This window comes from uncultured Olsenella sp. (genome assembly GCF_959602185.1).
GTDB classification, from domain to species: domain Bacteria; phylum Actinomycetota; class Coriobacteriia; order Coriobacteriales; family Atopobiaceae; genus Olsenella_I; species Olsenella_I phocaeensis.
Genome location: NZ_CAUGRZ010000013.1, coordinates 1 through 23,631, shown reverse-complemented (window position 1 = coordinate 23,631; position 23,631 = coordinate 1). Strand labels below are relative to the sequence as shown.

18 protein-coding genes, 3 tRNA genes and 1 pseudogene are annotated in these 23,631 nt (G+C 67.8%); 9 read left to right on the top strand and 13 right to left on the bottom strand.

Annotation, left to right across the window (positions count from 1 at the left end; translation table 11 throughout):
- Nucleotides 1-46 precede the first annotated feature (46 nt).
- The 4 genes from pfkB to Q5923_RS08810 all read right to left on the bottom strand — a co-directional run bounded on the left by pfkB (nt 47) and on the right by Q5923_RS08810 (nt 2,963).
- Entirely contained in the window at nt 47-973 is a 927-nt protein-coding gene (gene pfkB / locus Q5923_RS08825) for a 1-phosphofructokinase (RefSeq protein WP_303133540.1), read from the bottom strand.
- Nucleotides 974-1,152: 179 nt separating this feature from the next.
- A tRNA-Arg gene (locus Q5923_RS08820) sits at nt 1,153-1,229 on the bottom strand.
- Nucleotides 1,230-1,304: 75 nt separating this feature from the next.
- Entirely contained in the window at nt 1,305-2,276 is a 972-nt protein-coding gene (locus Q5923_RS08815) for a type I phosphomannose isomerase catalytic subunit (RefSeq protein ID WP_062530869.1), read from the bottom strand.
- A gap of 39 nt (nt 2,277-2,315) precedes the next feature.
- Nucleotides 2,316-2,963, bottom strand: a complete 648-nt coding sequence (locus Q5923_RS08810) for an NUDIX hydrolase (RefSeq protein WP_009278930.1) — start codon at nt 2,961-2,963, stop codon at nt 2,316-2,318.
- A 226-nt stretch (nt 2,964-3,189) separates the two neighbouring features.
- Here Q5923_RS08810 and Q5923_RS08805 point away from each other — a divergent pair, with 226 nt between their 5' ends.
- From Q5923_RS08805 to Q5923_RS08790, 4 genes are all read left to right on the top strand, one after another.
- Nucleotides 3,190-4,761, top strand: a complete 1,572-nt coding sequence (locus Q5923_RS08805; RefSeq protein ID WP_009278929.1) for a DEAD/DEAH box helicase — start codon at nt 3,190-3,192, stop codon at nt 4,759-4,761.
- A 501-nt stretch (nt 4,762-5,262) separates the two neighbouring features.
- Entirely contained in the window at nt 5,263-5,853 is a 591-nt protein-coding gene (locus Q5923_RS08800) for a hypothetical protein (RefSeq protein WP_009278928.1), read from the top strand.
- 69 nt (nt 5,854-5,922) lie between these two features.
- Nucleotides 5,923-6,780, top strand: a complete 858-nt coding sequence (locus Q5923_RS08795) for a hypothetical protein (protein WP_156797613.1) — start codon at nt 5,923-5,925, stop codon at nt 6,778-6,780.
- Nucleotides 6,781-6,823: 43 nt separating this feature from the next.
- Nucleotides 6,824-9,724: an InlB B-repeat-containing protein gene (locus tag Q5923_RS08790; protein WP_198003157.1), complete on the top strand. Its 2,901-nt coding sequence runs from the start codon at nt 6,824-6,826 to the stop codon at nt 9,722-9,724.
- 468 nt (nt 9,725-10,192) lie between these two features.
- On the opposite strand, the gene Q5923_RS08785 is transcribed toward Q5923_RS08790, so the two are convergent.
- A tRNA-Lys gene (locus Q5923_RS08785) sits at nt 10,193-10,268 on the bottom strand.
- A gap of 15 nt (nt 10,269-10,283) precedes the next feature.
- Nucleotides 10,284-10,359, bottom strand: a tRNA-His gene (locus tag Q5923_RS08780).
- A 103-nt stretch (nt 10,360-10,462) separates the two neighbouring features.
- On the opposite strand from Q5923_RS08780, the gene Q5923_RS08775 reads away from it, so the two are divergent.
- The 4 genes from Q5923_RS08775 (at nt 10,463) to Q5923_RS08760 (ending at nt 13,853) form a co-directional block, all read left to right on the top strand.
- A complete protein-coding gene (locus Q5923_RS08775) occupies nt 10,463-11,320 on the top strand; it encodes a class B sortase (RefSeq protein ID WP_303133536.1) in 858 nt (285 codons plus the stop codon).
- 117 nt (nt 11,321-11,437) lie between these two features.
- Entirely contained in the window at nt 11,438-12,325 is an 888-nt protein-coding gene (locus tag Q5923_RS08770; RefSeq protein WP_303133533.1) for a transporter substrate-binding domain-containing protein, read from the top strand.
- Nucleotides 12,326-12,391: 66 nt separating this feature from the next.
- Entirely contained in the window at nt 12,392-13,030 is a 639-nt protein-coding gene (locus Q5923_RS08765; RefSeq protein WP_009278922.1) for an amino acid ABC transporter permease, read from the top strand.
- Nucleotides 13,023-13,853 carry an amino acid ABC transporter ATP-binding protein gene (locus Q5923_RS08760; RefSeq protein WP_009278921.1) on the top strand — a complete coding sequence of 277 codons (831 nt, stop codon included), beginning with the start codon at nt 13,023-13,025 and terminating at the stop codon, nt 13,851-13,853. Before Q5923_RS08765 ends, Q5923_RS08760 begins: the two co-directional genes overlap by 8 nt.
- A 178-nt stretch (nt 13,854-14,031) precedes the next feature.
- Here Q5923_RS08760 and Q5923_RS08755 read toward each other — a convergent pair whose 3' ends face one another.
- The 5 genes and pseudogenes from Q5923_RS08755 to Q5923_RS08735 form a co-directional block, all read right to left on the bottom strand.
- Nucleotides 14,032-14,574, bottom strand: coding sequence for a glutathione peroxidase (locus Q5923_RS08755; RefSeq protein WP_072500045.1), 543 nt, complete (start codon nt 14,572-14,574; stop codon nt 14,032-14,034).
- Nucleotides 14,575-14,698: 124 nt separating this feature from the next.
- Nucleotides 14,699-15,733 carry a CPBP family intramembrane glutamic endopeptidase gene (locus tag Q5923_RS08750; RefSeq protein ID WP_303133529.1) on the bottom strand — a complete coding sequence of 345 codons (1,035 nt, stop codon included), beginning with the start codon at nt 15,731-15,733 and terminating at the stop codon, nt 14,699-14,701.
- A 165-nt stretch (nt 15,734-15,898) separates the two neighbouring features.
- Entirely contained in the window at nt 15,899-16,762 is an 864-nt protein-coding gene (locus Q5923_RS08745) for an FAD-dependent oxidoreductase (protein WP_303133561.1), read from the bottom strand.
- A 90-nt stretch (nt 16,763-16,852) separates the two neighbouring features.
- Nucleotides 16,853-17,737: pseudogene (locus tag Q5923_RS08740) on the bottom strand (NADH:flavin oxidoreductase); the annotation flags it as partial.
- Nucleotides 17,738-17,762: 25 nt separating this feature from the next.
- A complete protein-coding gene (locus Q5923_RS08735; RefSeq protein ID WP_062530850.1) occupies nt 17,763-19,082 on the bottom strand; it encodes a M18 family aminopeptidase in 1,320 nt (439 codons plus the stop codon).
- Nucleotides 19,083-19,175: 93 nt separating this feature from the next.
- Here Q5923_RS08735 and Q5923_RS08730 point away from each other — a divergent pair, with 93 nt between their 5' ends.
- On the top strand, nt 19,176-20,144 hold the full coding sequence (locus Q5923_RS08730) for a DNA polymerase (RefSeq protein ID WP_009278916.1): 969 nt from the start codon (nt 19,176-19,178) through the stop codon (nt 20,142-20,144).
- Nucleotides 20,145-20,285: 141 nt separating this feature from the next.
- On the opposite strand, the gene Q5923_RS08725 is transcribed toward Q5923_RS08730, so the two are convergent.
- Nucleotides 20,286-20,519 carry a hypothetical protein gene (locus Q5923_RS08725; protein WP_009278915.1) on the bottom strand — a complete coding sequence of 78 codons (234 nt, stop codon included), beginning with the start codon at nt 20,517-20,519 and terminating at the stop codon, nt 20,286-20,288.
- 424 nt (nt 20,520-20,943) lie between these two features.
- A complete protein-coding gene (gene htpG, locus Q5923_RS08720; protein WP_009278914.1) occupies nt 20,944-22,929 on the bottom strand; it encodes a molecular chaperone HtpG in 1,986 nt (661 codons plus the stop codon).
- Between the last annotated feature and the right edge of the window lie 702 nt (nt 22,930-23,631).

Here is a 23,631-nt window from a genome sequence, read left to right as displayed (position 1 = left end):
TTCGCGTTGGCTGCCAGGAAGGTGGTTCTATGGAACGGTACCGGCCCTAGGCCTGTGCGGCGATGATCTTGTTCAGCTGCTCGTAGACGCGGTCGACGGTGGCACGCTTCGCGATGGCCTTGCTCGCCGCGGTGGCCGTGCCGCAGGCGGATGCGAAGCGCAGGGCAGTCTCATAGTCGGCGCCGCCCTGGACCTGCGCAACGAAGCCCGCCACCATCGAGTCGCCGGCACCAGTGGCGTTGACCAGGCGGATCTTGGCGGTGGGAACCGTGTGGACCTCGTCGTTCTCGTCATAGAGCAGGGAACCGTGGCCGCCGCACGAGACGATGACGTTCTGGGCGCCGCGCTCGTGGAGCTCCTTGGCGAAGGGGATGCACTCCTCCGGGGTCTCGGGGCGGGCGTCGAAGATGCGACCCACCTCGTGGTTGTTGGGCTTGATGAGGAAGGGCTTGGCGTTGAGGGCCTCGAGCAGCAGGGTCCCGGGCGCGTCGACGACGAAGCGGATGCCACGGCCCTCGAGGCGCTTCATGATGACGTCGTACATGTCCTCGGGGAGCGACTTGGGGATGGAGCCCGTCAGCACGACCGTGTCCCCCGAGCCGATGTAGTCGATGCGCTCGAGGAGCTCGTCCACCTTCTTCTCCGAGATCTTGGGGCCCATGCCGTTGACGATGGTCATGACGATGCCCTTGAGCTTCACGTTGATACGGGTGAAGCCGTGCTCGAGCCTTACGAAGTTGGACGAGATGCCACCCTTCTGCAGCTCCTTGATGAGGTAGTCGCCCGTGAAGCCCGCAGCGATTCCCAACGCGACGTTGGGGACCTTGAGCTCGTTGAGCATGGTGGAGACGTTGATTCCGTTTCCCCCGCAGTAGAGCTCCTCGCTCGACGAGCGGTTGGTGAAGCCCATGTCGAGCGTAAGGGGGTACATTACGTAATCAATCGCCGGATTCAGCGTGACGGTATAAATCAACGTGTGCTCCTCTCGGCCACTAATCATGTAAGGTCATTATGCCTTAATTTGCCGTGTCTGGAGGAGAAATACCGTCCAACGTGCTCCAATTCGGGGTCGGGCTCGCGGCGTGCGACACGTCTTGGGAAAGGTCGCGGGCCCACCCGGAACTTGCCAGGTGGGCCCGCGCGTCTGGATCGTGGTGCGCCCTAGGCGATTCGAACGCCTGACCCGCGGTTTAGAAGACCGATGCTCTGTCCAGCTGAGCTAAGGGCGCACGCAAAGGGCGCGACCATGGTACCACGGAGGGGCGGCTCGGTCCCGCGAGCCGGAGGCGAGGACCCGAGGCGGCCTACCTGGGCACGTACGAGACGACCAGCTCCATCCTCCCCGCAAGGGCGAGCCCGCCGTGACCGCTCGGAACGACGAAGTGGTCGCCCTTCCCCACCGCGTGCCCGCCTGCGCTGCCCGTTCCGTCCACCACGCTCGCGCAGGCGAAGTCCCGGAAGGGAGGGAGGGTCCTCTCACCCGCGACCCTGACCCGCTCCACGGCATAGCGCTCGCAGCTCACGAGCTCCGTCACCCCGTCGGCCTCCCTCGCGTCAACGTGGCCGGATGAGATGGGCTCGGCATCGTAGTCGATGACGTCCAGGCTCTGGGCGAGGTGCAGCTCCCTCTTGCTGCCGTCCGCCTGCAGGCGGTCGTAGTCCCACACGCGGTAGGTGACGTCGCTCGACTGCTGGGTCTCGAGCACCATGGTCCCCGCCTTGATGGCATGCACGGTGCCCGGGTCGATCTGGAAGAAGTCCCCCGTGTGGACGGGGACCTCGTTGAGGAGCCCGTCCCAGTCGCCCTCCTCCACCTTGCGGGCGAACTCCTCGCGGCTCCTCGCCCGCTGCCCCACCACGATGGTCGCACCGGGGTCCGCGTGCAGCACGTACCAGCACTCGCACTTGCCCAGGGAGCCGCCCTCGTGCTCCGCAGCGTAGGCGTCGTCCGGATGGACCTGGATGGAGAGGTCGCCCTCCGCGTCAAGGATCTTGACCAGGAGGGGGAAGCGGTCACCTGTGGCGCCGCCGAAGAGCTCGCGATGTCCGTCCCAGAGTTCCGAGAGCCTCTTGCCCTCGAAGGCGCCCGACGCGACGCGACAGTCTCCCGCCGGATGCGCCGAGATCGCCCAGCACTCCCCCACCGGGCCGTCGGGGATCTGGTAGCCAAACTCCTCCTGGAGCCTCCTGCCCCCCCAGATCTTCCCGTGGAAGACGGGCTCGACGAAGATGAGGTCGCGCTCGGGGGAGCAAGACGGGTCCTTGGCTGTGCTCATGGGCCTTCCTTTCGATGGTGCGGCGTTTCCTCGATGGTATCAGGCGAGCCCGTGCGCCCGCAGGGCCGCCGCCTGGGCGGCGACGATGGTCTTCCCGTCGTCGATGAGGCCCGCCCGTATCCCCGCGAGGACCTCGTCCAAGGGGACCCAGGCGACGTCCACGAGCTCCCCCTCGTCGGGATGGGAGCTGCCGGCGCTCAGCTCGTACGCCAGGAAGACCTGCGTCGCCTCGTCCGTGAAGCCGGGCGAGCCCAGCGAGCGGGCCACGGGCTCGAGCCTCCCGGCCACGAGGCCCGTCTCCTCGCCGAGCTCGCGCGCGGCGCAGCGGGGGCCGTCTTCGCCCGGTTCGAGCCTTCCCGCCGGTATCTCGAGCGAGACCCTGCCCAGGGCCACCCGGAACTGCCTCACCAGGCAGATGCAGCCGTCCTCGCGGATGGCCCCGACGCCGGCGCCGCCGTGGTGACGCACCAGCTCGCGCCTGCCGTGACTGCCGTCCGGCAGGGCCACGTCGAGCAGCTCCACGGAGAAGACCCTCCCCTCCCACTCCGCGCTCGTCGAGCAGACGCGCTCGCACAGGCGGGGGTCGGGCTCCAGGAGCCTGCGGATGCGGGCGAGGGGACCCTCGTCCGGACGGGCCCGGGCCCCTGCGCCAGCCCCCGCCAAGCCAGCCGCCTCCGGCTTATCCATGCGCACCACCTTCCCTGGGACGCGCCCGCCGACGGGCGACGCAGACGACCGTTCGACCCCGATGATACCGAGTTGCGCTTATTTGGAAGAGCGGGGCGGTCGGCGACGCGCAGGTCGGCGCCCATGCGTACCATGTAGTTGCGAGTAGGTGCCGTGCCTGCAGCCTGGCCCCCTCGCCTTGGAAGATCGCCGCGCAGGGTCGCGGAAGCAAGCAGATGGGAAGCGCATGAGCAATCAGAACGGCGGCCGGTCCGGCCGTGGCATGGCGGCCGTCCGGGAGGACTCGGACGGCTTCGGGGGGCTTGGGCTCTCGAAGAGGGCCCTCGCGGCCGTGGAGGAGCTGGGCTACGACGAGCCGACGCCGGTGCAGAGCCTGGCGATACCCCAGGTCATCGCCGGCAAGGACGTGATGGCGGCCGCCCAGACGGGAACGGGCAAGACGGCGGCGTTCCTGCTGCCGACCCTCGACGGGCTGGGGCACGCGGGCAAGGGGGAGGGACCCCTCATGCTGGTGGTGACCCCAACCAGGGAGCTGGCACAGCAGATCGAGGACGCGGCGGAGCTCATCTGCCGCCACACCGGGCACAGGACCGTCGTGCTGGTGGGAGGGGTCGGCTACGAGCCCCAGAGGCAGGCCCTGAGGAGGGGCTGCGACCTGCTCGTCGCGACGCCGGGCCGCCTCCAGGACCTCATGAACCAACACGAGGCGGACCTCTCGTCCGTGCGCGTCCTCGTCCTGGACGAGGCCGACCGCATGCTCGACATGGGCTTCCTCCCCGACATGCGCCGCATCGTCGCCGCGACCCCGAGCCAGCGCCAGACGCTCCTCTTCTCCGCCACCCTGGACGACGACGTCCTCTCCAACACCAAGTCGCTGGTAAGGCACCCCGTCCGCGTGGAGGTCGCCCGCAAGGGCACCGCGGCCGAAACCGTCGACCAGTACGTGCTCCCCGTGTCCCCCGAGGCGAAGAACGCCGTCCTCGCCGAGCTGCTCCGGCGCGAGGGCTCGCGGCGGGTGATCGTGTTCTGTCGCGGCAAGCACCGCGCCGACGGCATCTGCCGCAAGCTCAGGAAGGCGGGCGTGCTCTGTGCACCCATCCACGGCAACCGCTCGCAGAACCAGAGGGAGCGGGCGCTGGCAAACTTCCGTGACGGGCAGGTTGACGTCCTGGTCGCGACCGACGTGCTGGCCCGAGGCATCGACATTCCCGACGTCTCGTACGTGGTCAACTTCGACGTGCCGGGCGACGCCGAGGACTACATCCACCGCATCGGCCGCACGGGCCGCGCGGGAGAGAGCGGCTGGGCGCTGAGCTTCGTGACCGAGGACGACTACCTCGACCTGCGCGACACTGAGGGGCTCATGGGCAGGGTGATCCCCCCGTTCCCGCGCGCCGAGGGACTCGACCTAGGCAGGGACCCGGTTAGGATGGACCCCGGCCGCGACCCGCACGAGAAGCTCCCCGGAAAGAAGGCGCGCAAGAAGATGGCGGACGCCCGCAGGGCGCGGAAGGCCGCGGCGGAAGGCCCGGCCGCGGCAGGCATGGCCACCGAACATCCCAGGCCAGGCACCAACAAGGCGGGGCAGGCCACTTCCCGGCAGGTCCGCGCCAAGGGGTCTGGCCGCCCGTCACGGAAGGACGGCGGAGCCAAGCCGGCCACGACCCAGAGGCCGCGCCCCCAGTCCCGTCGAAGGGCGAAGGCGGCGGAGAGTGGCTTCAACCTCTCGCCCGACCGTGGCGAGGCGGGCGCCAGGCGCGGCAGGAGGCATCCCGGAGACAGGGGCGGAACCCGCTAGCCAGACATCGCGACACGACACGGAAGTTACGACGGAGGGGCAGGCCGGACTGGTTTTCGGCCTGCCCCTCCGCCATGCCGCGCGGGCGAGCCGGTCCCCACCGGAGGTCGTGGAACCGCTCGACCGGCTCGACGACCGCCATGCCGCGCGAGGGTGCCGGTCCCCACGGCGCGAGCGTGCGCGAAGCGGCGACGCGGCGCATCGTCATGGCATCCCCCTGCATAAAAGTTCCGTCACCGCTCGCCTCACCGCCCCCTGCGGGCGCCCTTTGCCCGCCAACGGCGGCGGATGGAGGGGCATGGCCGCCTGCGTGCGTCCATGCACGTCCTCCCACCTGCGGCGCCGCAGACTGGCGCGAGCTATGCGCCAGCTTGCTGCCAGCTCAATCTAAAAGCCCGGGCCCACCGACGCCCTCCCGTCGGACGATTGTCTCACGCGCCCCTCGGGGCGGCCGCCATGCCAGGGAAGCACTTCCCTCGGCGACGGACGAGGAGGGATTAGGTGAAGAGGCGGAAGGCACGGGGACGCAGGGGCATGTCGGCCCGGAACCCACGAGGGACGAGGGTGCTGGCGCTCGTCGTCCTCGGCCTGGCGTTCGCGGCGGCGGCGCTCCAGGCCCCACGGTTGCTCGAGGCCGGCTGGAAGGACCCACGGGTCAGCCTGGGCTCCTACGACGCCCTGGCAAGGGAGGGCGACGAGGCGCGGGATCTCGACCGGCAGGCGGAGGCGGACGCCTATTCCATGGACATAAGCTGTGCCGCGGCGATGGAGCTCGAGGAGGGACAGACCTCGGTGGAGGCACGCCTCGAGAACCCCTCGACCAACCACTGCGACCAGCGCATACGGATCTTCGAGAGGGAGAGGCCCGACGACCTGCTCTTCGAGTCCGGCGCTCTCTCGCCTGGCGAGCAGCTGCAGACCGTCGACCTGAGCCACCCCCTCGAGGCGGGCACACATCATGCCGTGGTCGAGTTCCAGGGCTACGAGCGAGGCGTGTCGCTCCTCTCGAACGAGGGCAGGCTGCTCGGACACAACAGCTTCGGGGCGTCGTGCGCGGCGGAGGTGGACATCATCTGCCGTCCCCAGGAATAGGCGACCAGGGCGGGCGTCCGCCCGGATGCGGCAACAGGGACCACGGAGGAAGGCGGGAATATGCGGGACATGGGCAACACTTGCAGGAGCTGCGCGCGGATGGCCGTCATGGCCGGGCTGGGGGTGGCGCTGGCGCTCTCCTCCCCCCTGGCGGCACTGGCCGAGGAGGCGCGGGCGGACGCCGCGCCTGCGAGCGTGACGGACGCGGCCGCCGCGCCTCTGGCGGAGGGTGCGGACCAGAGGAACGGCGAGGGGGACGGGGGCGAGAGGACGGCCCAGCCCCCCGCCGACTCCGAAACCGCGCCTGGCAAGGAGACGGCGGGCTCGCCGCTGCCTAGCTCCAGGGGAGAGACGAGGCTCTACGTCGTGGCAGACGCCAGCGCCCTGACGACCCCCGAGGGCAAGGACCCGGACGACCCCGACGGGCTGTTGGACCAGATCCGCGTGACCATCCCGGTCGCCATCCATTACGTGGCCGACTCCGCGGGGACGCTGAGCGGCCCCAAGGACAACGTCATCAAGTTCTCCAACAACTCCACGATGCCCGTCCACGTCGCGAGCGCGTCCGTGAGCGACGGCAACGGCGCGGCCATCGTCACGAAGGGGCAGGAGGAGCAGGCGGAGCGCGAGGGCAAGGCCGACTCGATCTGGCTCAGCCTCACCAACTCGAACGGCGACTCCATCGACCTGGGCGACTACAAAGGGGAGCGCGACCTTCGGGCGGGCAAGTGGAACATCGCGAGGTCAACCAAGCCCTCGGGCGAGGAGCGCATCGCAGACGACGCCAACAAGCTCTACCTCAACGGCCTGACCGGCCGCATCTCGGGCTTCGGGGGAATCGACCCCGCGAAGGACACCCAGGTCGGAGAGATCCACTGGACCGTGAGGCCGGGAACCAACGCCGAGCCATCCGAGGCGCAGGCGTGAGGCGCGTGACGCGGGAGGGCCAATGGAGGGAGAGGAGAGGCAGATGAGAAGACCACCGTGCACGAGGGCCTATTGGGCCTACGGGTCATGCAGACGTCCGGCGAGGCTCGCCATATCGTGCGTCATCTCGGCGTCGATGGGCCTCGCGAGCATCCCGGCAGCGGCGGGGGCGCTGGGACGACAGTCGACGGACGAACTGACGCTCAGCTTTGACAAGAACTCCGAGCTCGCACGGGGAAGCAGCCCCGACCAGCCCCTTGCCGCGGGGAGGACCTCCCTGCTCGACCCGTCGGGCATCAGCCTTGGCCCCCATGAGCCGCTGGGCTGGGCCCTGGACAAGGAGGGCACGGGGAGGCTCGTCAGACGAGGGACGCCGCTACGTGGGACCAGCCTCTGGGACGATGCGAACGGCAACGGCGAGGTGGACGAGGGAGAGTTGGAGGACCTGCTCCCCCATGCCAGGGACGGCGTGGTGACGCTCTTTGCCCAATGGCCCGAGGAGGCGCTGGCGGAGCTCGACGACACCGAGGAAAGGGAGGCGCCAGGGCAGGGACAGCCAGATGGCAGAGAGCCAGAGCGCGACGGTCTTGGGCGCGGCGCCGACGGGTGCGACGAGGCCTCGGAGAGGGAAGGGGACGGAGAGAAGGACGTGGACCCTCCCGCGGACGGGGCGGACACGTGCGACGGGGAGACATCCGCAGCGGCGGCCGAGCCCCCATCGCCCGCGAGGGACGGCGCGGAGCCAGAGACACCCCCCGACACCGACACGACATCGAATCCCTCCGCCTCCGAAGGCGAGGGGCCCGCCCCAGCGGTGCCGGACGAATCCGACGGCGGGACCGGGGAGTCGGTCGGGCACGGCGCAGGCCCGTCCGACAGGCCCGTCGCGCCTGCTGGCGAGGGAACGACGGCAGGGAACGATCACGGGCTGGACAGTGACAAGGAGGTATGCCAGGAAGGCGAGCCGAGGATGGGAAAGCCGGAAGAAGCCACTGAGGGCACAGCCGGCCGGGAGGACCCCGCCCCCGCCCAAGACGAGGCGACTGGGATGCCCTCGGATGACGGGCTGGCACCCATCGGCGTCAGCTACCAGGAACTCGTCGCGGGCATGGCGAGGGTCAGCTCGGCGTATGCGCCCACAGACAGCAAGTACGTGTACCCCAAGCTCAGCTTCAGGGGCTACTTCTGCAACCCCAACGACCGCAAGGGCGGCTGGACGGGCTGGTCAACCGCGAAGACGGACAACTCCCACACCGACGTCCCGGCAGACGCGGGAAGGGTCCTGGGAGGGAGGATCGACCACGGAGTCCTCAGCGGCCTGCAGGTCAGATGGGTCGGAGGCACGGACTCCGCCGGTTCCGTGAGCTACAGGCTGCTCTACTCGGACGGGTCCCACTCCGCCTGGGCGAAGAACGGCCAGACGGCGGGTCAGGACAACGTGGGCGGGCGCTCCGCGATAGGCTTCGCCGTAAGGCTCGAGGGGGAGGCGCTGAAGCACTACAGCGTAAAGTACCGCATGCATCCGCTGGAGAGCGCGGAGCAGAGCAAGACCGTGAGCGAGGGAGACGTCTCGCATAAGGGCATATACGCAGACGGCATAGTAATCTACCTGGACGTCCAAGAAAATACCGTGACCTTCGTGAATGGCGAGGACGGCAAGGTCATCCAGAAGAAGAAGGTCATCTACCACTCCAACGCGAGCACGCCCGAGCCGCCCACGGTGCGTGGCAGGACCTTCCTCAGGTGGGACGGCGACTACAAGCCCGTCACCGCTGACGTGACCGTGACTGCCCGCTACAGGAAGAACCGCTACACCATCGCATTCGAGGGAAACGGCGCCACCTCGGGTGGGACGCCCAACGTGCAGGCAAGCTACGACGAGCCCAGCACGCTGCCAAGGAGCGGGTTCAAGCGCGCGGGCCACGTGTTCAAGGGGTGGGCCCGCGACCCAAAGGCATCCAAGCCAGACTACGGTGAGGGGCAGCAGGTCAAGAACCTGTCCGAGAAGGACGGGGGCACGGTGCGCCTCCATGCCGTCTGGCAGAAGTCGTCCCAGCGCCTGACCGTGGACCCCATGGGCGGGACCTGGCGCAAGAGCGGCTCTCCCACCACCCTGACGCAGGAATACGGCAGCAGCACCACGCTCGAGCGACCGCAGAGGCAAGGCTACCAGTTCCAGGGGTGGAAGCTCGAAGGCGATGGCAGGGTCGACGGGGAGAGCTATCGCTTTGGCGAGGGAGACGCGACGGTACGGGCGCAGTGGAAGGCGATTCGCTACTCCATCCATTTCGACCCCAACGCCGAGGATGCCGACGGGTCGGTGAGGGACCTCGCGGCGACATTCGACGAGGACGTCCGCATCCCCGACGGCGGCTTCGAGCGCGAGGTGTTCGACCTCGTCGGCTGGAACGCCGCACCCGACGGGAGGGGCAAGTCGTACGAGCTCGGCCAAAGCGTGCGCAACCTATCGTCCAAGGAAGGCGAGAAGGTCACGCTCTACGCCCAGTGGAAGCCCAAGCGCGTCAAGGTCAGGATCCCCGTCGCGATCCATTACGAGGCCAAGCAGGACGGAAGCGTCCATGGGCCCGCAGACGGCGTCGTCGCGATCGCGAACCAGAGCGACATGGGAGTGCACGTGAGCCAGATCTCCGTCCACTCGGGAGGCGGCGTGAGGATCGTCTCCTCTGACCCACGCGATGGTGAGGTGGAGCTCGAGATGACCCCCGAGGGGGGAAGCGCCGTCAGGCTCGGAGACTACGCGCGTCCCTCGGCGCCGAAGAACCCCTTGGAGTGGAACGTCGAGAGGGAGCGGAGCCTCGCGCTCAACGGGCTTCGGGGGCGCGTGAGCGACGCCACCCTCCTCGTGAGGGAGAGGCAGGTGGGCGGCATCAACTGGACCGTCGCCCCGGGTGACCTCAGGACCAGGGGGGTGAGTTCGAGATGAGAGATGATGACCGTGGCCGCACCAGGACGGCGGGCACATTCCGGCTGGCAAGGATCGTCTTGGCGACCGCGCTCGCCCTGGCGCCCCTGGGGCTCGTGGCGCGAGCCGCCTGGGCGCAGGAGGGAATCTTCTCGAGGGGGAGGACCGGGCTCTATGTGACCCTGCAAGAGCCCAAGCAAGGCCAGGCACCGCAAGGGCAGGACTCGTCTTCCGGCGGAGGTGGGTCCAGGTCGATGCCCCAGACCGGAGTGGGCGTCGAGGCCCTCGGCCTGTTGGTGGGAGGCGCGCTTCTCGCGGCCGGAGGACACGCCCTCCTCAAGGGAGGACGGCAGCGTGCAATGAGCAAGTCAGGCGGGCGTCCCCCACGCATCCCCCCACGCATCCGTACGGATGACTTTGGGAGGAAGCTGCCCTAGAGACAAGAAAGCGGGCCACCAGCTGCTGGAGCTGATGGCCCGCGACTTCTCGTGGTGGGTCGTGAGGGGGTCGAACCCTCGACCTTGGGATTAAGAGTCCCCTGCTCTACCAACTGAGCTAACGACCCGCATGCGTTTATGAATGGGGTGGGTAGAGGGGCTCGAACCCTCGACCTACGGAGCCACGGTCCGTCGCTCTGCCAACTGAGCTACACCCACCATTTGCCCCACCTCGTAACGCGCTTGATTATCATGCCCAAACTCGCTGCAGGATGCAAGGGTTAATTTGAAAAACTTCTCTCGAATGTGTCGGGGGCTTCACATGGCAAGGGTCAGACCGCCCAAAGCCGCAGGCGGAAGGGCCTGCGTGCGAATCCCGGCCCGGCGTCGCGGGCATCGTGGCACGCCACGCCGGCTCGCCGCCACGTCCCTCCTCCTCGTGGGCGGCTCCCTGCTCCTTGCCTTTCTTATCCCAGCGGCCCTCGGCCTGATCGAACAGGCACGCTACCAGGTCCTGGCCCAGGGACTGCGCCCGCCCGCCAACCAAGGCAACCCGGAAAGCGGCTCGCAGGGCCGCTCGCAGGGCCACCTCCCGAACGGCGTGCGCGCATGGCTCCGCATCGAGGGGACGCCTATCGACTATCCCGTTGCCCAGGCAGACGTGAGGGACCCGCTCTTCTACCTCGACCATGACCCCTGGGGGCACCCCGCCCGGCTGGGCTGCCCCTTCGTCGATGCGCGCTGTGGGCCGACGTCGGAGCATCTCGTCGTCTACGGCCACCACTTCGCCGGGACGACGCTCATGTTCTCTTGCCTTCATGACGCCCACGTCCCACGAAACTTCGAGGAGCTGGCGGGCCGTGACCTCATCTGGACCGACGGGCGGGGCGAGTCAAGGCTCAGGGCCCTCTGCGCCCTGCGCGTGCCCAGCGACTGGCCGGACGTCCAACGCTTCGACTTCGGCGATGACTCGTCACTCCCCGACTTCCTGCGCGGGATCTGCCGCTCCTCCTCCGCCAAGAGCCCTGACGCCGCAGTCCTCTGCCAGGCGCCGACGCGGGCCGTGACGCTCGTCACCTGCAGCTCCCTCTGGTCTGGGCAACCCTGGCGAACCCTGGTCGTCTATTGCGAGCCAGGCCGAGCGCGCCTCTCGCCCGTCTGTGGAGCGGAGGGAGAATGAGTACAGCTGGTTTCCGAGCTTGAACGCGTCCGCCTCGCGTCCTAGACTTACTCCACCCTACTAAAGTGCTTAGCCAATTTGATGCCTGACCATAGGGCAGGCGGGGCGGAGGAGAACATGAAGGCACACGACGTGACGATGGGTCGCAGGCAGTTCCTCAAGATGGCGACGGCGGCTCTGGCAGCGCCGGCGGCGGCCTCGCTCGCAGCATGCTCCAACGCGGACTCCGCCGGCTCCCCTGCGGCGGCCCCGGCGTCCGGAAGCGGCGTCGAAGGTTTCGACGGCACCCTCGTCGTGGGCTTCGACCAGGAGTTCCCGCCCTACGGATACGTTGGCAACGACGGCGCCTACACGGGCTTCGACCTCGACCTCGCCCAGGCCGTCTGCCAGAGGGAGGGCTGGACCTTCAAGCCCAGCCCCATCGCCTGGGACGCCAAGGACGGCCTCCTCAACAGCGGACAGATCAGCTGCATCTGGAACGGCTTCACGATCGAGGGTCGCGAGGGCGACTATGCCTTCACCGACCCCTACATGGAGAATCGCCAGGTCGTGGTGACGCGCGCCGACTCCCAGATTGCCACCCTCGCCGACCTCGCCGGTAAGAACGTGGTCACCCAGTCCGACTCCGCAGCCTACGACCTGCTGAACGCCGACGGCGCGCAGGCGGAGCTCGCGGCGAGCTTCGCCCAGCTCCAGACCATCGGCGACTACAACACCGCCTTCATGATGCTCGAGAGCGGCGCCGTGGACGCCATCGCGGTGGACTACCCCGTCGCGAGCTTCAACATCGCGGGCAGGCAGGACAGCTTCAAGATCCTGGACGAGGCGCTCAACTCCGAGCACTTCGGCGTGGGATTCGCAAAGACCGACGCCGGCCAGGCACTTGCGGACCAGGTCCAGAGGGACCTCCAGGCGCTCGACGCCGAGGGCAAGGTCAAGGAGCTCTGCGAGAAGTATGCCGACCAGGGGGTATCGTACGACCTGTGGGTCCTCCCCAAGGCCTAGGCGGGACGAGCCACCGACCGCGTAGGACCGACCAAGAGAGATGGGGAGCAGTTGGACGTCTCGACCATGACAGGAATGCTGCTGCAGGGCTATGTGACCTCGCTGCAGATCTTCGCCCTGACGCTCGTCGGGGCCATACCCCTGGGCATCCCCGTTGCCCTGGGCAGGCTCTCGCGCTTCAAGCCCCTCTCTCTCCTCTGCCAGCTCTTCATCTCCGTCATGCGCGGCACCCCGCTCATGCTGCAGATGTTCGCGGTCTTCTTTGCCCCCTACTACGTCTTTGGCCGGCAGACCGGCCCTGGCTACATGTTCGTGGCGGTCATGCTCGCCTTCGTGGTCAACTACGCCGCCTACTTCGCGGAGATCTACCGCTCGGGCATACAGAGCATGCCCCGCGGGCAGTATGAGGCCGCCGAGGTCCTGGGCTACTCCCGCTCGCAGGCATTCGCGCGCATCATCCTGCCCCAGGTCGTGAAGCGCATCCTCCCCGCCATGGGCAACGAGGTGGTGACCCTGGTGAAGGACACCTCCCTCGCCTTCTCCATCGGCGTGGCGGAGATGTTCACCACCGGCCGCGCCCTGGTGGCATCGCAGCGCACCATGCTGCCCTTCGCCATCGCCGCCCTCGTCTACTGGCTGACCTGCCTGGTCATCGAGTTCGTGCTCCGCCGCGTCGAGAAGAAGCTGGCCTACTATCATGATTAGCCCGAGCAACCCCAAGGAAATCCCCACCCCGGACCAGAGCTTCGCCACCTTCATGGGACTGCCGGCGGTCTACCTGCGCGGAGGAAGGAAGTCCTTTGGCGACAGGGAGGTCCTGAGGGGCATCAGCCTGCTCATCAACAAGGGCGAGGTGGTCTCGGTCATCGGGCCCTCCGGCGCGGGCAAGTCCACGCTCCTCAGGTGCCTCACGCTGCTGGACACCTTCGACCAAGGTGAGCTCGCCTACGGCAACGTGCTCGTGGCGAAGGACGGGGATGAGGGCGGCTCCGGCAGCTCCTACGACCGCCAGGCGATGCGCCAGGCACGCATGCGCTTCGGCATCGTCTTCCAGAACTTCAACCTCTTCCCCCACCGCACGGTGCTCCAGAACGTCGTCGACGCGCCCGTCGTGGTGCAGGGCAGGCCACGCGACGAGGTGGAGGCGCAGGCCCGCAGGCTCCTGGGCAGGCTCGACATCGCAGAGCAGGCGGACAAGGTCCCCTGCCAGCTCTCGGGCGGCCAGCAGCAGCGCGTCGCCATCGCCCGCGCGCTCTGCATGAACCCCCAGATCATCTACTTCGACGAGGCGACCTCCGCGCTCGACCCCCGGCTCACCGAGGACATGCACGCGCTCATCCGCGAGCTTGCGGGAGATGGCATGGCCGTGGGCATCGTGACGCACGAGATGGGCTTCGCCCGCGAGGTCTCTGACCGCGTGGCCTTCCTCATCGACGGGCAGATCGTGGAGGAGGGCACTCCCGAGCAGGTCATGAGCAACCCCCGCGACGAGCGCACGAGGCACTTCCTCTCCAGATCCGTGGACTAGGACAGGGCAACTCCCAGACGCCGCCGCCCGCGTCTTTGGTGCCCCGCCGGCACCCTAGCCTCATGACAGCGCAAGACATGTCCAACAAGGAGAGAGGCCCCCAGCCACGAAGCCGGGGGCCTCTCTCTCCTTGTGTGCGCACCACGCGAGGCGGGGCGTCGTAACGCGCCAACAAGCCCTAGAGCTGGGACTTGACGCACTCCTCGACGGCTCTCATATCTGCCGTGGGCTCGAAGCGGGCGACGACGTTACCCGCGCGGTCGATGATGAACTTGGTGAAGTTCCACTTGATGTCGGAGTTGTTCTTGTAGTCGGGGTCGATGGTCTTGAGCAGGGCGGACATGGTCAGCGCCTTGGGGCCGTGCCCAAAGCCCTCGAAGCCCCTCTGGCCCTTGAGCCAGGTGTAGAGGGGCAGCTCGTTCTCGCCGTTGACGTCGGACTTGTGCATCTGGGGGAACTGCGTGCCGTAGTTGAGGGTGCAGAACTCATGGATCTCCTCGTCGGTGCCGGGAGTCTGGCCCTTGAACTGGTTGCAGGGGATGTCAAGCACCTCGAAGCCCTGGTCGCGATAGTCCTCGTACATCTTCTCGATCGGCTCGTAGTGGGGCGTGAAGCCGCAGCCGGTGGCGGTGTTGACCACCATCACGACCTTTCCCTTGAAGTCGGACATCTTGACCTCGTTGCCCTGCGGGTCGGTGACGCTGTAGTCGTAGAAGCCCATGATGGATCCCTCCTGACGTAGTTAAATTGAGCACAATTAAGTTGTACGCTATTAATATAGAAAAAGCAAGGCGTGAAGTGCAAGGCTGCTCACAGACGTCACGATCGCACGTCGGCGAGGCGCTCTACCACGGCCTTGACGGCCGGCCCTCCAGACCGTTCCCTCCCGCCCCGTTCGTGTCGCTGTCCTGGGGCAAGACGGGCACACCCTCGACAGGTGACGCCGCGGGCAATGTCGTGGGCTGCGTCCGGCACACCCCGTCCGGCACCGGCGGCGGCGCCTGCCCGCCCTCCGCGCGGGCGACCCCGCCAAGCTGGGGGACGTCCAACGCACGCAGCCAGAGCGCCGCCCTCACGACGGACGGCAGGTAGAGGATGGTCAGGACGGCATAGAGGGTCACCGTGGGCCAGGCGTCCGCCCCCGTTGCCACGTAGCTGACCTCACTCGACTCCCCCATCAGGCCGATGGAGACGAACATGGCCAGAAAGTCGTCAAGCCCATGGAAGAGCGCGGGGCCGAAGAGGCTGTCCGACTCGTCAGGACGGCCCGAGAGCGTGGCGGCCGCGAGCACGAAGCCATAGGTCCCCGTCTGCGTGACCTTGAGGGCCGCCTGGAGCAGCTGGACGGGGTCCGACGCGTCGAGTTCGGACACGTGAGCCAGGCCGAAGAGCAGCGAGGAGACGACGCAGGCGAGGACGACGCCCGTGCGCGTGCGTCCGCTTCGCGCGAGGAGGCCGTGCAGCAGCAGGCCGCGGAACATCGCCTCCTCCTCTATGCCGATGAGGAGGCAGAGCAGGGCCACGCCCGCGAGGCGCCCCACCCACCCGGGCTCGGGCGCCATCCCCGAGGAGACGAAGTCGTGGAGGTCCAGGACGCCCATCGCCGCGCCGACCAGGAGGAGCCACCAGCCCAGCCTCAGCATGCGCCTGATGCTCGCCACGTCGGGCCTGAGCATCTCCCAGCCCCCGAGGAGCGCGACGAAGCCCGTCGCGGCAATGGAGCCCGCCGCGACGTAGGCAAGGTCGTAGTCGATGCCCAGCGCGTCGGAGAGCGACTCCCCAAGCGCCGCCTCGACGAAGAAGGCCATCACGAACAGGAAGAGCGCGAGGGCGGCCCTCCGCCCGCTCGCCACCTTCCGCACCCTCGCAGCCTGACCCATCGCGCCTCCGATCCGCAACGTGTGAGACCAACAATCGGGCATGGCGGCGCCACATGCAAGGGGCCCGCCGCGAGCGCGAGGCTCGGACGGGCACCTTTTGCGAACCCCTTCCCCGACAGGCCCGGGCCAGCCGCCCGGGATCGTGGCGCGACTCTCCCCTGGACGCTATGCGATGGAGCGGGCTGCGTCGTAGCCCGTGCGCACCGCCTCCTGTATGCGCCCGATGCCCAGGGCGTCACCCGCCACCCTCAGCTCGCAGCCGCGGCCCTCGAGCCACTCCGGCACTGGCACGCCCTTGATCCCAAGCGAGAGGACCAGGCAGTCGAACTCGGCCACGACCTCGCTCCCGTCGACCTTCTGGAAGCGCGCCCGACCGTCCTCGACCGAGACGAGCCTATGGCCGGGGAAGAGCTTCGTGCTGGTCTTGTCCAGCCTGCCCATGATGTCGATCATGTTCTGGAAGAAGATGCCGGGACCGATCTGGTCGACCATCTCGTACAGCCCCACCTCGTTGCCCTGTTCGGCGAGCATCTCGGCGCACTCGATGCCCGTCATGCCCGAGCCCACCACGCACACGCGCTGGTCGCGCAGGGCCGGGTCAGCCATGATGGCGTCCGGCGCCGTGAGCACGCAGGGAAGGTCGAGGCCCGGGATGCTCGCGGGCAGCACGGGCACCGACCCGGCCGCCCACACCACGGCAGAGGGAGAGAGCTCGTCCATGAGTTCGGGCGCCGCCTCGCAGCCGAGCCTCAGCCCGACGCCCAGGTCGCCCAGGACGTTGCGGTAGTAGTCGACGAGCCAGCCCAGGCGCCACTTCTTAGGCGGGCGCTCCGCGAGGACCAGCTGGCCGCCCAGGCGCCCCTCCCGCTCCACCAGCGTCGTCTCGAACCCGCGCAGGGCGAGCACCCGGGCGGCCTCGAGCCCGGCCGGGCCGGCGCCAACCACCACGGCGCGCCGCCCCTCCCCGTCGCGCCCGATTGCGGCGAGCTCGCACTCGCGCCCGGCCTCGGGGTTCACCGAGCAGACCATGGGCGTGTAGGGGTCCTCGTGGGCGGCCATCAGGCTCTCGATGCAGCGCATGCAGCTGATGCAGGGGCGAACCCTGTCGGCGTGGCCATCACGCACCTTGTTGCCCCAGTCCGGGTCGGCGAAGAACTGGCGGGCGGAGCCCACCATGGAGACGCCGCCCTCCACCAGGTCCATGGCCGTCTCGGGATGGCGCACGACGGAGCAGGCGATCACGGGGATGCCCAGCTCGCGCGCGATGGCCTTGCCGTTGGCGGACTTCCAGCCCTCGTCGAAGCCCACGGGCTCCCAGGCCCAGTTCATGGTCTCGTAGTTGCCGGCCGAGACGTCGATCGCGTCGGCGCCCCAGGACTCGAACATCCGGCAGTACTCGATGGCGAGCGGCAGCGTGATGCCGTCGTCGATGCCCACCTCGCGCAGGTACTCGTCGGCCGTCAGGCGCACCAGGATGGGGAAGTCGGGCGCCGTGCGCTCGCGGATGCCCCTGATGATGCGGCGCACGACCTCGGCGTTCCTCTCGGGCGTGCCGCCAAACTCGTCGTCGCGATGATTGGTGTAGGGCGAGAGGAACTGACAGAGCAGGTAGCCGTGGGCGCAGTGCAGCTCGACGGCGTCGAAGCCGGCCTCCCAGCTGCGGACGCCCGCGCTCACGAAGTCCTCGACGACGCCCTCCACGTCCTCGGCCGAGAGGGCGCGGGTCGGCGCGTGCAGGAGCTTCGACTCCTGTCCCGAGGGGCTCACCAGCATGCCGTCCTCGCAGAGCGCGGGCACGCCCTGACAACCCGGGTGGTAGATCTCGAGCGCGAACTTGGCGCCGGTCTCGTGGACGGCGTCCACCATCCTCCTGAAGCTGGGGATCTTGTCGTCGGAGTCGAGCAGGAGGTTGCGCGCGTCTCCCCTGCCGTGCCTCGCGTTGACGGAGCAGATCTCGGTTATGACCAGGCCGCAGCCGCCCCTGCCGCGTTCGGCGTAGAATGCGGCGTCCCTCTCGCCCCCATCGTGCCTAGGACAGGGTGAAGCCGTCCGCCCCGTCGATCCTGAGGTCGCAGGAGTAGAAGGCCTCGAGCGCGCGGATAGCGTGGACGGTGTCGCGGACGCCCGCGGTCTCGTAGGCCGAGTGCATGGCCAGCTGGGGCAGCCCCACGTCCACGGCATGCATGCTGACCTGCATGTTGGAGAGGTTGCCCAGGGTTGACCCACCCCTGCTGTCGCTGCGGTTGGCGAAGCACTGCACTGGCACGCCGGCACGGCGACAGATGGCGAGGAAGGCCGCGCGCGAGAAGGCATCCGTGGTGTAGCTCTGGTTCGCCGCCTCCTTCACCACGATGCCCCCGTTGAGCCAGCTGCGGTTTGCCTCGTCGCACTTCTCCGGGTGGTTGGGGTGCACGGCGTGCGCGTTGTCGCAGCTCACCATGAAGGAGCGCGCCAGCGCACGCGCGAGCTCCTCCCCGTCCCTGCCCAGGCCGGCGTTCACCCGCACGAGCACGTCGCGCAGGAGGGTGGAGAGCGCGCCCTGCTTGGTGTTGGAGCCCACCTCCTCGTTGTCAAGGCAGGCGTAGACGCTCACGTCGTGGGGGTTGGCGCTGGCGAGGAAGCCCTTGAGCGAGGCGAAGGCGCACTGGAGGTCGTCGAGGTGCCCGGCCGAGACGAACTCCCCCGTCGCACCCCACACGCGCCCCTCCACGCGGTTCGTGAGGAAGAGGTCGCGCGCGAGGACCTGTCCGACGTCAACGCCAAGCTCGTCCGCGACCAGCTGGTCGAGCCACCCCGCCCCAAGCTCGCCCGCGGAGGCCAGCGGGCAGAGGTCGACCTGGTGGTTGAAGGCGTAGCCGTCATTCACGTCGCGGTTCATGTGCACGGGGACGCTGGGGATGAGCAGCAGGTCGCGGTCCGGCGCGAAGAGCTCGCTGCGCACGGAGTCTCCCTCCTGCACCATGACGCGGCCGGCGAGCGAGAGGGGGCGGTCGAGCCAGCTGTAGTCGATCATCCCACCGTAGCCTTCGACGTTGAGGCGGAGGTAGGGGCCGGGACCCTCGAGCTCGGGCACGCTCTTCACCTTGAAGCTGGGAGAGTCGGAGTGCGACGCGGCCAGCTGAAAGTGGTAGCCGTCGAGCTCCTCCCCCACGCGAAACGCCACGACGCTGGAGTTGTTTCGCGTCGTGTAATAGCTCCCTCCCGGCTCGAGCTCCCAGCGCGAACCCTCGGGCAGGAAGGCGAACCCCGCCTCGTCCAGGTACCTCGCGATGGTGCGAGCGCTGTGGAACATGCTCGGGCTGCTCGCGACGAAGTCGACGAGCTCGCCGGATACCTCAGCGTCTGTCATGCGTCCTCCTCCTGTTCGATGGTGGCGACCTTGGTGCGCCCGCCACAGTGTACACTGGGGGGTCAGTCCCAATCGCGAGCGAAGTGGTGGCACATGAACCTCAGCCAGGCCCTAGAGCACGCAAACGCCTTCGTCTTCCCCGGCTTCCTCACCGATGCTGAGGCGCTCAACGCCGAGCGCCAGAAGAACGAGGAGGCCATCCAGCTCCTCATGGACGCATGGAGGACGAGCGCGCCGGGGGCGGAGCCCTTCTCCTTCGACCTCGTGAGGAACCTGGCAGACCGCAACCGCACGACCTGCGACAGCTATGGCACCGAGCTCCTACGCGACCTTCCGCCCACCTCGCTTTCGCGCAAGCTCAGCGACGAGGACCTGATTCGTTCCGTTGCGGCGCTCCAGCACCGCAGCTTCGACGAGGTCGCGCGCAGCGCCGGCCCGGACGCGCGGGACCTCGCCACCGCCTACGTGGAGGCGCCCGTCTCGGGCACGATCCTGGGCATCGACATCGAGACCACCGACCGCGACCCAAGCCGTGGCTACATCATCAACGTGGGCCTCGAGTTCATGGAGCTCACACCCAAGGCGAAGCCCCAGAGGCCCTTCATGGGCTACTGCGGCCTGCCCGACCTGTATCGCGAGAAGGGCGTGCCCCTGAGCTTCGTGCACCACATCGGCTGGGCGCAGCTCGAGGGCAGGAAGCCCTTCCGCCAGGACCGCAAGATGCAGGAGGCGCTGCTCGCCGCCATGGAGGCCTTCCCCTACATGGCGCACAACGCCGCATTCGAGGACTCCTGGTTCATGCTGCAGCTGGATGGCTATGCGGAGGCGCGCAAGGCGGGACGTATTGTGCCCATAGACACGCGTGACATCTGCCGCAGGGTCGACCCCGAGTACAAGATGCTCCCTCACGACTCCCGTCCGGCGGCGCTGGAGAGCTGGGCCCGGCGGCGCGGCACGCTCAAGGCGTCGGAGAAGGAGAAGCACCTGGGGCTCGAGGACGTCGACCTCATGTTCCGCACCGTCCAGGCGGAGTTCGCCGAGAGGAACATGTTCGCCGAGTAGCCGGGCGGTCACTGGCGAGTAGTCAGGCGTTCGCCGGCGACGTCCACCTGCGCGAAACAAGGCAAGACCCCGCCGCCTGCAGGGTCACAGCAGGTGACGGGGTCGAGAATGCGTAGTGCTAGGACAGAATCCCCAGGCCGTTTACCAGGCCTTGGCCTCGTCGGCAGAGACGGGCTTGATGTCCTCGCCCTTGGCGTAGGGAGACTGGTCGCCGCCCTTGCCGACCACGAAGTAGAGGCCCTGCTTGGTCTTGTAGAGGGTCTCCTCATAGCCGGCGGGGTCGCCGAACTCGCCAAAGCTGCGGGTACCGAGCTGCTCGGCCTTCTCGGTGTCGTAGGTGTGCCTCTTGCCGCCGAACGTCTTGACCTTGCGCATGTGAATCCAATCGTCGATGCAACCATTTCTGGCGCGCGTACGCCTTGCGTTTATAGGATAGAACAAAAGCGCAGGTCATGGGTTCGACGCGTAATAAGCTATTCATAAGTGTCGTTAAATGTACCCGGATTACAGGTCAAGCTGCGTGTTTTGGCCCACCACGATGCCCCTGCGCCTGCCCGCGCGGCCCCTCGTGGCATGCCCTGCCGTTCTCGCATGATTCGCCGTTCGTGCGAGAGGATCGCTCCCTCAACAGGCCAAACGTCGGCCACGCTCGCATTCTGGCAAGATTCTGCGAACGGTGCTGGGCCCGGCGCCGACGGGCGCCTCCCCACGAAGAGGGCCCGGCACCACGCGAGGTGGCTACCGGGCCCAATCAGGGCGAGGACATGCCCTGAGGCGAGAGGGACCTACATCAAGGGACCTACATCAGCTCGGTGACGTTCTTCGCGAACTGCACGGGGTCGTCGATGGGAAGCCCCTCCACCAGCAGGGCCTGGTCGTAGAGGATGTCGCCGTAGAGCTTGAGGCGGTCCTTGTCGCCTGCCTCCTCGGCGGCCACGAGCTTCCCGAACACGGGGTGCGCGGCGTTGAGCTGCAGCACGCGCTGGGCCTTGGGAGCCATCTCGCCCTCGGGACCCCGCGCGATGACGCGCTCCATCTCGAGCGAGACGGGACCCTCCGCGGCGATGGTCGCCGGCGCCTCGCCCAGGCCCGCTGCGGCGCGAACGCCCGTGACCTTCTCGCCCAGGGCGTCCTTGAGCTCGTCGAAGAGGCCCTTGTGCTCGCTGGTCGCCTCCTCGGCGGCCTTCTTCTCGTCCTCCGTCGCGAGGTCGAGGTCGGCGGTGGACACGTTGACCAGCTCGAGGTCGCGCGCATCCGTGCCCTTGTGCTCGGAGTCCCCCGCGACCGCGTCCTGGTGCCAGCTGCGCATGGCCTGGAACATGAACTCGTCCACGTCCTGGGTGCAGAGCAGCACGTCAAAGCCGTGGTCCACGGCACTCTTCACCACGGGCGACTTCTGGAGCCGCTCTCGGGAGTCCCCCGCCGCGTAGTAGACCTTGTCCTGCCCCTCGGCCATGCCCTCGGCGTACTCGGCGAAGGTCAGCATCTTCCCCTCGCGGGCCGACCAGAAGAGCAGGAGGTCGGCCAGCTCCGAGGCCTTCGAGCCGTAGGAGTTGTAGATCCCAAACTTGAGGCCGCGACCAAAGTTGTCGAAGAACTTCTCGTACGCCTCTCGGTCGTCACGCAGCATGCCCTTGAGCTCCGAGGTGACCTTCTTCTCCACGCGACGGGCGATGGCGCGCAGCTGGGAGTTCTGCTGCAGCGTCTCGCGGCTGATGTTCAGCGTGACATCGGGGCTGTCCACCACGCCGCGCACGAAGTTGTAGTGGTCGGGCAGGAGGTCGGCGCACTTCTCCTGGATGAGCACGTTGGAGGAGTAGAGCGCCAGGCCCTTCTCGTAGTCCTTGCTGTAGAGGTCGAAGGGCGCCTGTCCCGGGATGAAGAGCAGGGCGTCGTAGCTCAGCGAGCCCTCCGCGTGGAAGCTGATGGTGCGCGCGGGGTCCACCCAGTCATGGAAGGCGGAGCGGTAGAACTCGTCGTAGTCCTTCTGCTCGACCTCGCTCGAGCGCTTCTTCCAGATGGGCGTGATGGAGTTGATCGTCTCGAGCTCCTGGTACTCCTCGTACTGGGGCTTGTAGTCGTCGCCGGCGTCCTCCGGACGCGGCAGCTCGCGACTCTTGCTCACCATCATCTGGACCGGATGCCGCACGTAGTTGGAGTAGCGGCTCACCAGGTCGCGCAGGCCCCACTCGCTCAGGAAGCGGTCCGGGGACTCCCCGGCCTCGGGGTCGTCGGAGTCCGCCTCGCGCAGGTACAGCGTGACGTCGGTGCCGTGGTCGTCCTCGCCCGAGCGCTCCCCTTCCGCCGCAGGCTCGATGCTGTAGCCCTTGACGCCGTCGGACTCCCAGGCGTAGGCCTGGTCGGAGCCGAAGGCGCGGCTCACCACGCGCACGCGGTCGGCCACCATGAAGGCGCTGTAGAAGCCCACGCCAAACTGGCCGATGATGTCGATCTCGTCTCCCTGGTGGGCGGCGTTCTCCTCCTTGAACTGCTCGGAGCCGGAGTGCGCGATGGTGCCCAGGTTGCGGTCGAGCTCCTCCTGGGTCATGCCGATGCCGTTGTCGCTCACGGTGATGGTACGCGCGTCCTTGTCGAAGGAGAGGCGAATCGCCAGGGAGTCCGCGTCCAGCTTCACGCTGGGGTCGGTCAGGCTCTTGAAGCTGAGCTTGTCGATGGCGTCGGAGGCGTTCGAGATGAGCTCGCGCAGGAAGATCTCGCGGTTGGTGTAGATCGAATTGATCATGAGGTCCAGGAGCTTCTTGCTCTCGGTCTTGAACTGCTTCATTGGGGACGGCTTCCCTTCGTGTCGTGGGCGGACGATGGCGACGCCGCTGCGGCAACGGCCGTGGGGCCGCCCCATGCGGCAGGGCATGGCGGCGAGCCTGTGAACCGGTGGCAAACCGGGCCGACGGCGGACCGATGGACCGAGCCGGTGGGTCAGGCCGTTGGCGGCGGGCGACGTGGCGCATCGCTTTTTCATACAGGAGAGAATCTACCCCCACGCGCGGCTCATAAACCGTAGAAGTCAGAAAATCTCATGCATCGACGCTTAGATTTCAACCATGCGTCCGATTCGTGCACGCCACAGTCCACGCCTGCGTCGCGTGCGCGCCACGTACATGCCACATGCATGCCGCACGCATGCGGTGTACATGCCGCATCGTACGCACGCCACATCATGCGCGCGCCACATCATGCGCACGACGCGGCAACTCCCCCAACCTCGTTCTCTATGCCATCTCCTGAACCGTCGGGGCGTTCTCTATGCCAATCTCTGAAATCGCAAGTCTCTCAACTGGCCTTTTGTCGACCTGACTTCAGAGAAATGCATAGAGAACGAAACGAGAAGCAGCACGGGACGTGGCGTGGCGGACGCAGATGGGCTCAGCGTCAGCGCAGGGTACGGAGACGGCTGGCGGGCCGGACGCGATGGCGTCAGCGCAGGGTACGGAGACGGCTGGCGGGCCGGACGCGATGGCGTCAGCGC

Excerpts from the sequence above, each read along its gene's own strand:
- Q5923_RS08755 (WP_072500045.1), bottom strand. The coding sequence starts at position 14,574 with ATGGGCTTCTACGACTACAGCGTCACCGACCCGCAGGGCAACGAGGTC.
- Q5923_RS08770 (WP_303133533.1), top strand. The coding sequence starts at position 11,438 with ATGAAGGCACACGACGTGACGATGGGTCGCAGGCAGTTCCTCAAGATG.
- Q5923_RS08790 (WP_198003157.1), top strand. The coding sequence starts at position 6,824 with ATGAGAAGACCACCGTGCACGAGGGCCTATTGGGCCTACGGGTCATGC.
- Q5923_RS08795 (WP_156797613.1), top strand. The coding sequence starts at position 5,923 with ATGGGCAACACTTGCAGGAGCTGCGCGCGGATGGCCGTCATGGCCGGG.
- Q5923_RS08735 (WP_062530850.1), bottom strand. The coding sequence starts at position 19,082 with ATGACAGACGCTGAGGTATCCGGCGAGCTCGTCGACTTCGTCGCGAGC.
- Q5923_RS08730 (WP_009278916.1), top strand. The coding sequence starts at position 19,176 with ATGAACCTCAGCCAGGCCCTAGAGCACGCAAACGCCTTCGTCTTCCCC.
- Q5923_RS08760 (WP_009278921.1), top strand. The coding sequence starts at position 13,023 with ATGATTAGCCCGAGCAACCCCAAGGAAATCCCCACCCCGGACCAGAGC.
- Q5923_RS08765 (WP_009278922.1), top strand. The coding sequence starts at position 12,392 with ATGACAGGAATGCTGCTGCAGGGCTATGTGACCTCGCTGCAGATCTTC.
- htpG (WP_009278914.1), bottom strand. The coding sequence starts at position 22,929 with ATGAAGCAGTTCAAGACCGAGAGCAAGAAGCTCCTGGACCTCATGATC.
- Q5923_RS08750 (WP_303133529.1), bottom strand. The coding sequence starts at position 15,733 with ATGGGTCAGGCTGCGAGGGTGCGGAAGGTGGCGAGCGGGCGGAGGGCC.
- Q5923_RS08810 (WP_009278930.1), bottom strand. The coding sequence starts at position 2,963 with ATGGATAAGCCGGAGGCGGCTGGCTTGGCGGGGGCTGGCGCAGGGGCC.
- Q5923_RS08805 (WP_009278929.1), top strand. The coding sequence starts at position 3,190 with ATGAGCAATCAGAACGGCGGCCGGTCCGGCCGTGGCATGGCGGCCGTC.
- Q5923_RS08745 (WP_303133561.1), bottom strand. The coding sequence starts at position 16,762 with ATGGTCTGCTCGGTGAACCCCGAGGCCGGGCGCGAGTGCGAGCTCGCC.
- Q5923_RS08725 (WP_009278915.1), bottom strand. The coding sequence starts at position 20,519 with ATGCGCAAGGTCAAGACGTTCGGCGGCAAGAGGCACACCTACGACACC.
- Q5923_RS08815 (WP_062530869.1), bottom strand. The coding sequence starts at position 2,276 with ATGAGCACAGCCAAGGACCCGTCTTGCTCCCCCGAGCGCGACCTCATC.
- Q5923_RS08775 (WP_303133536.1), top strand. The coding sequence starts at position 10,463 with ATGGCAAGGGTCAGACCGCCCAAAGCCGCAGGCGGAAGGGCCTGCGTG.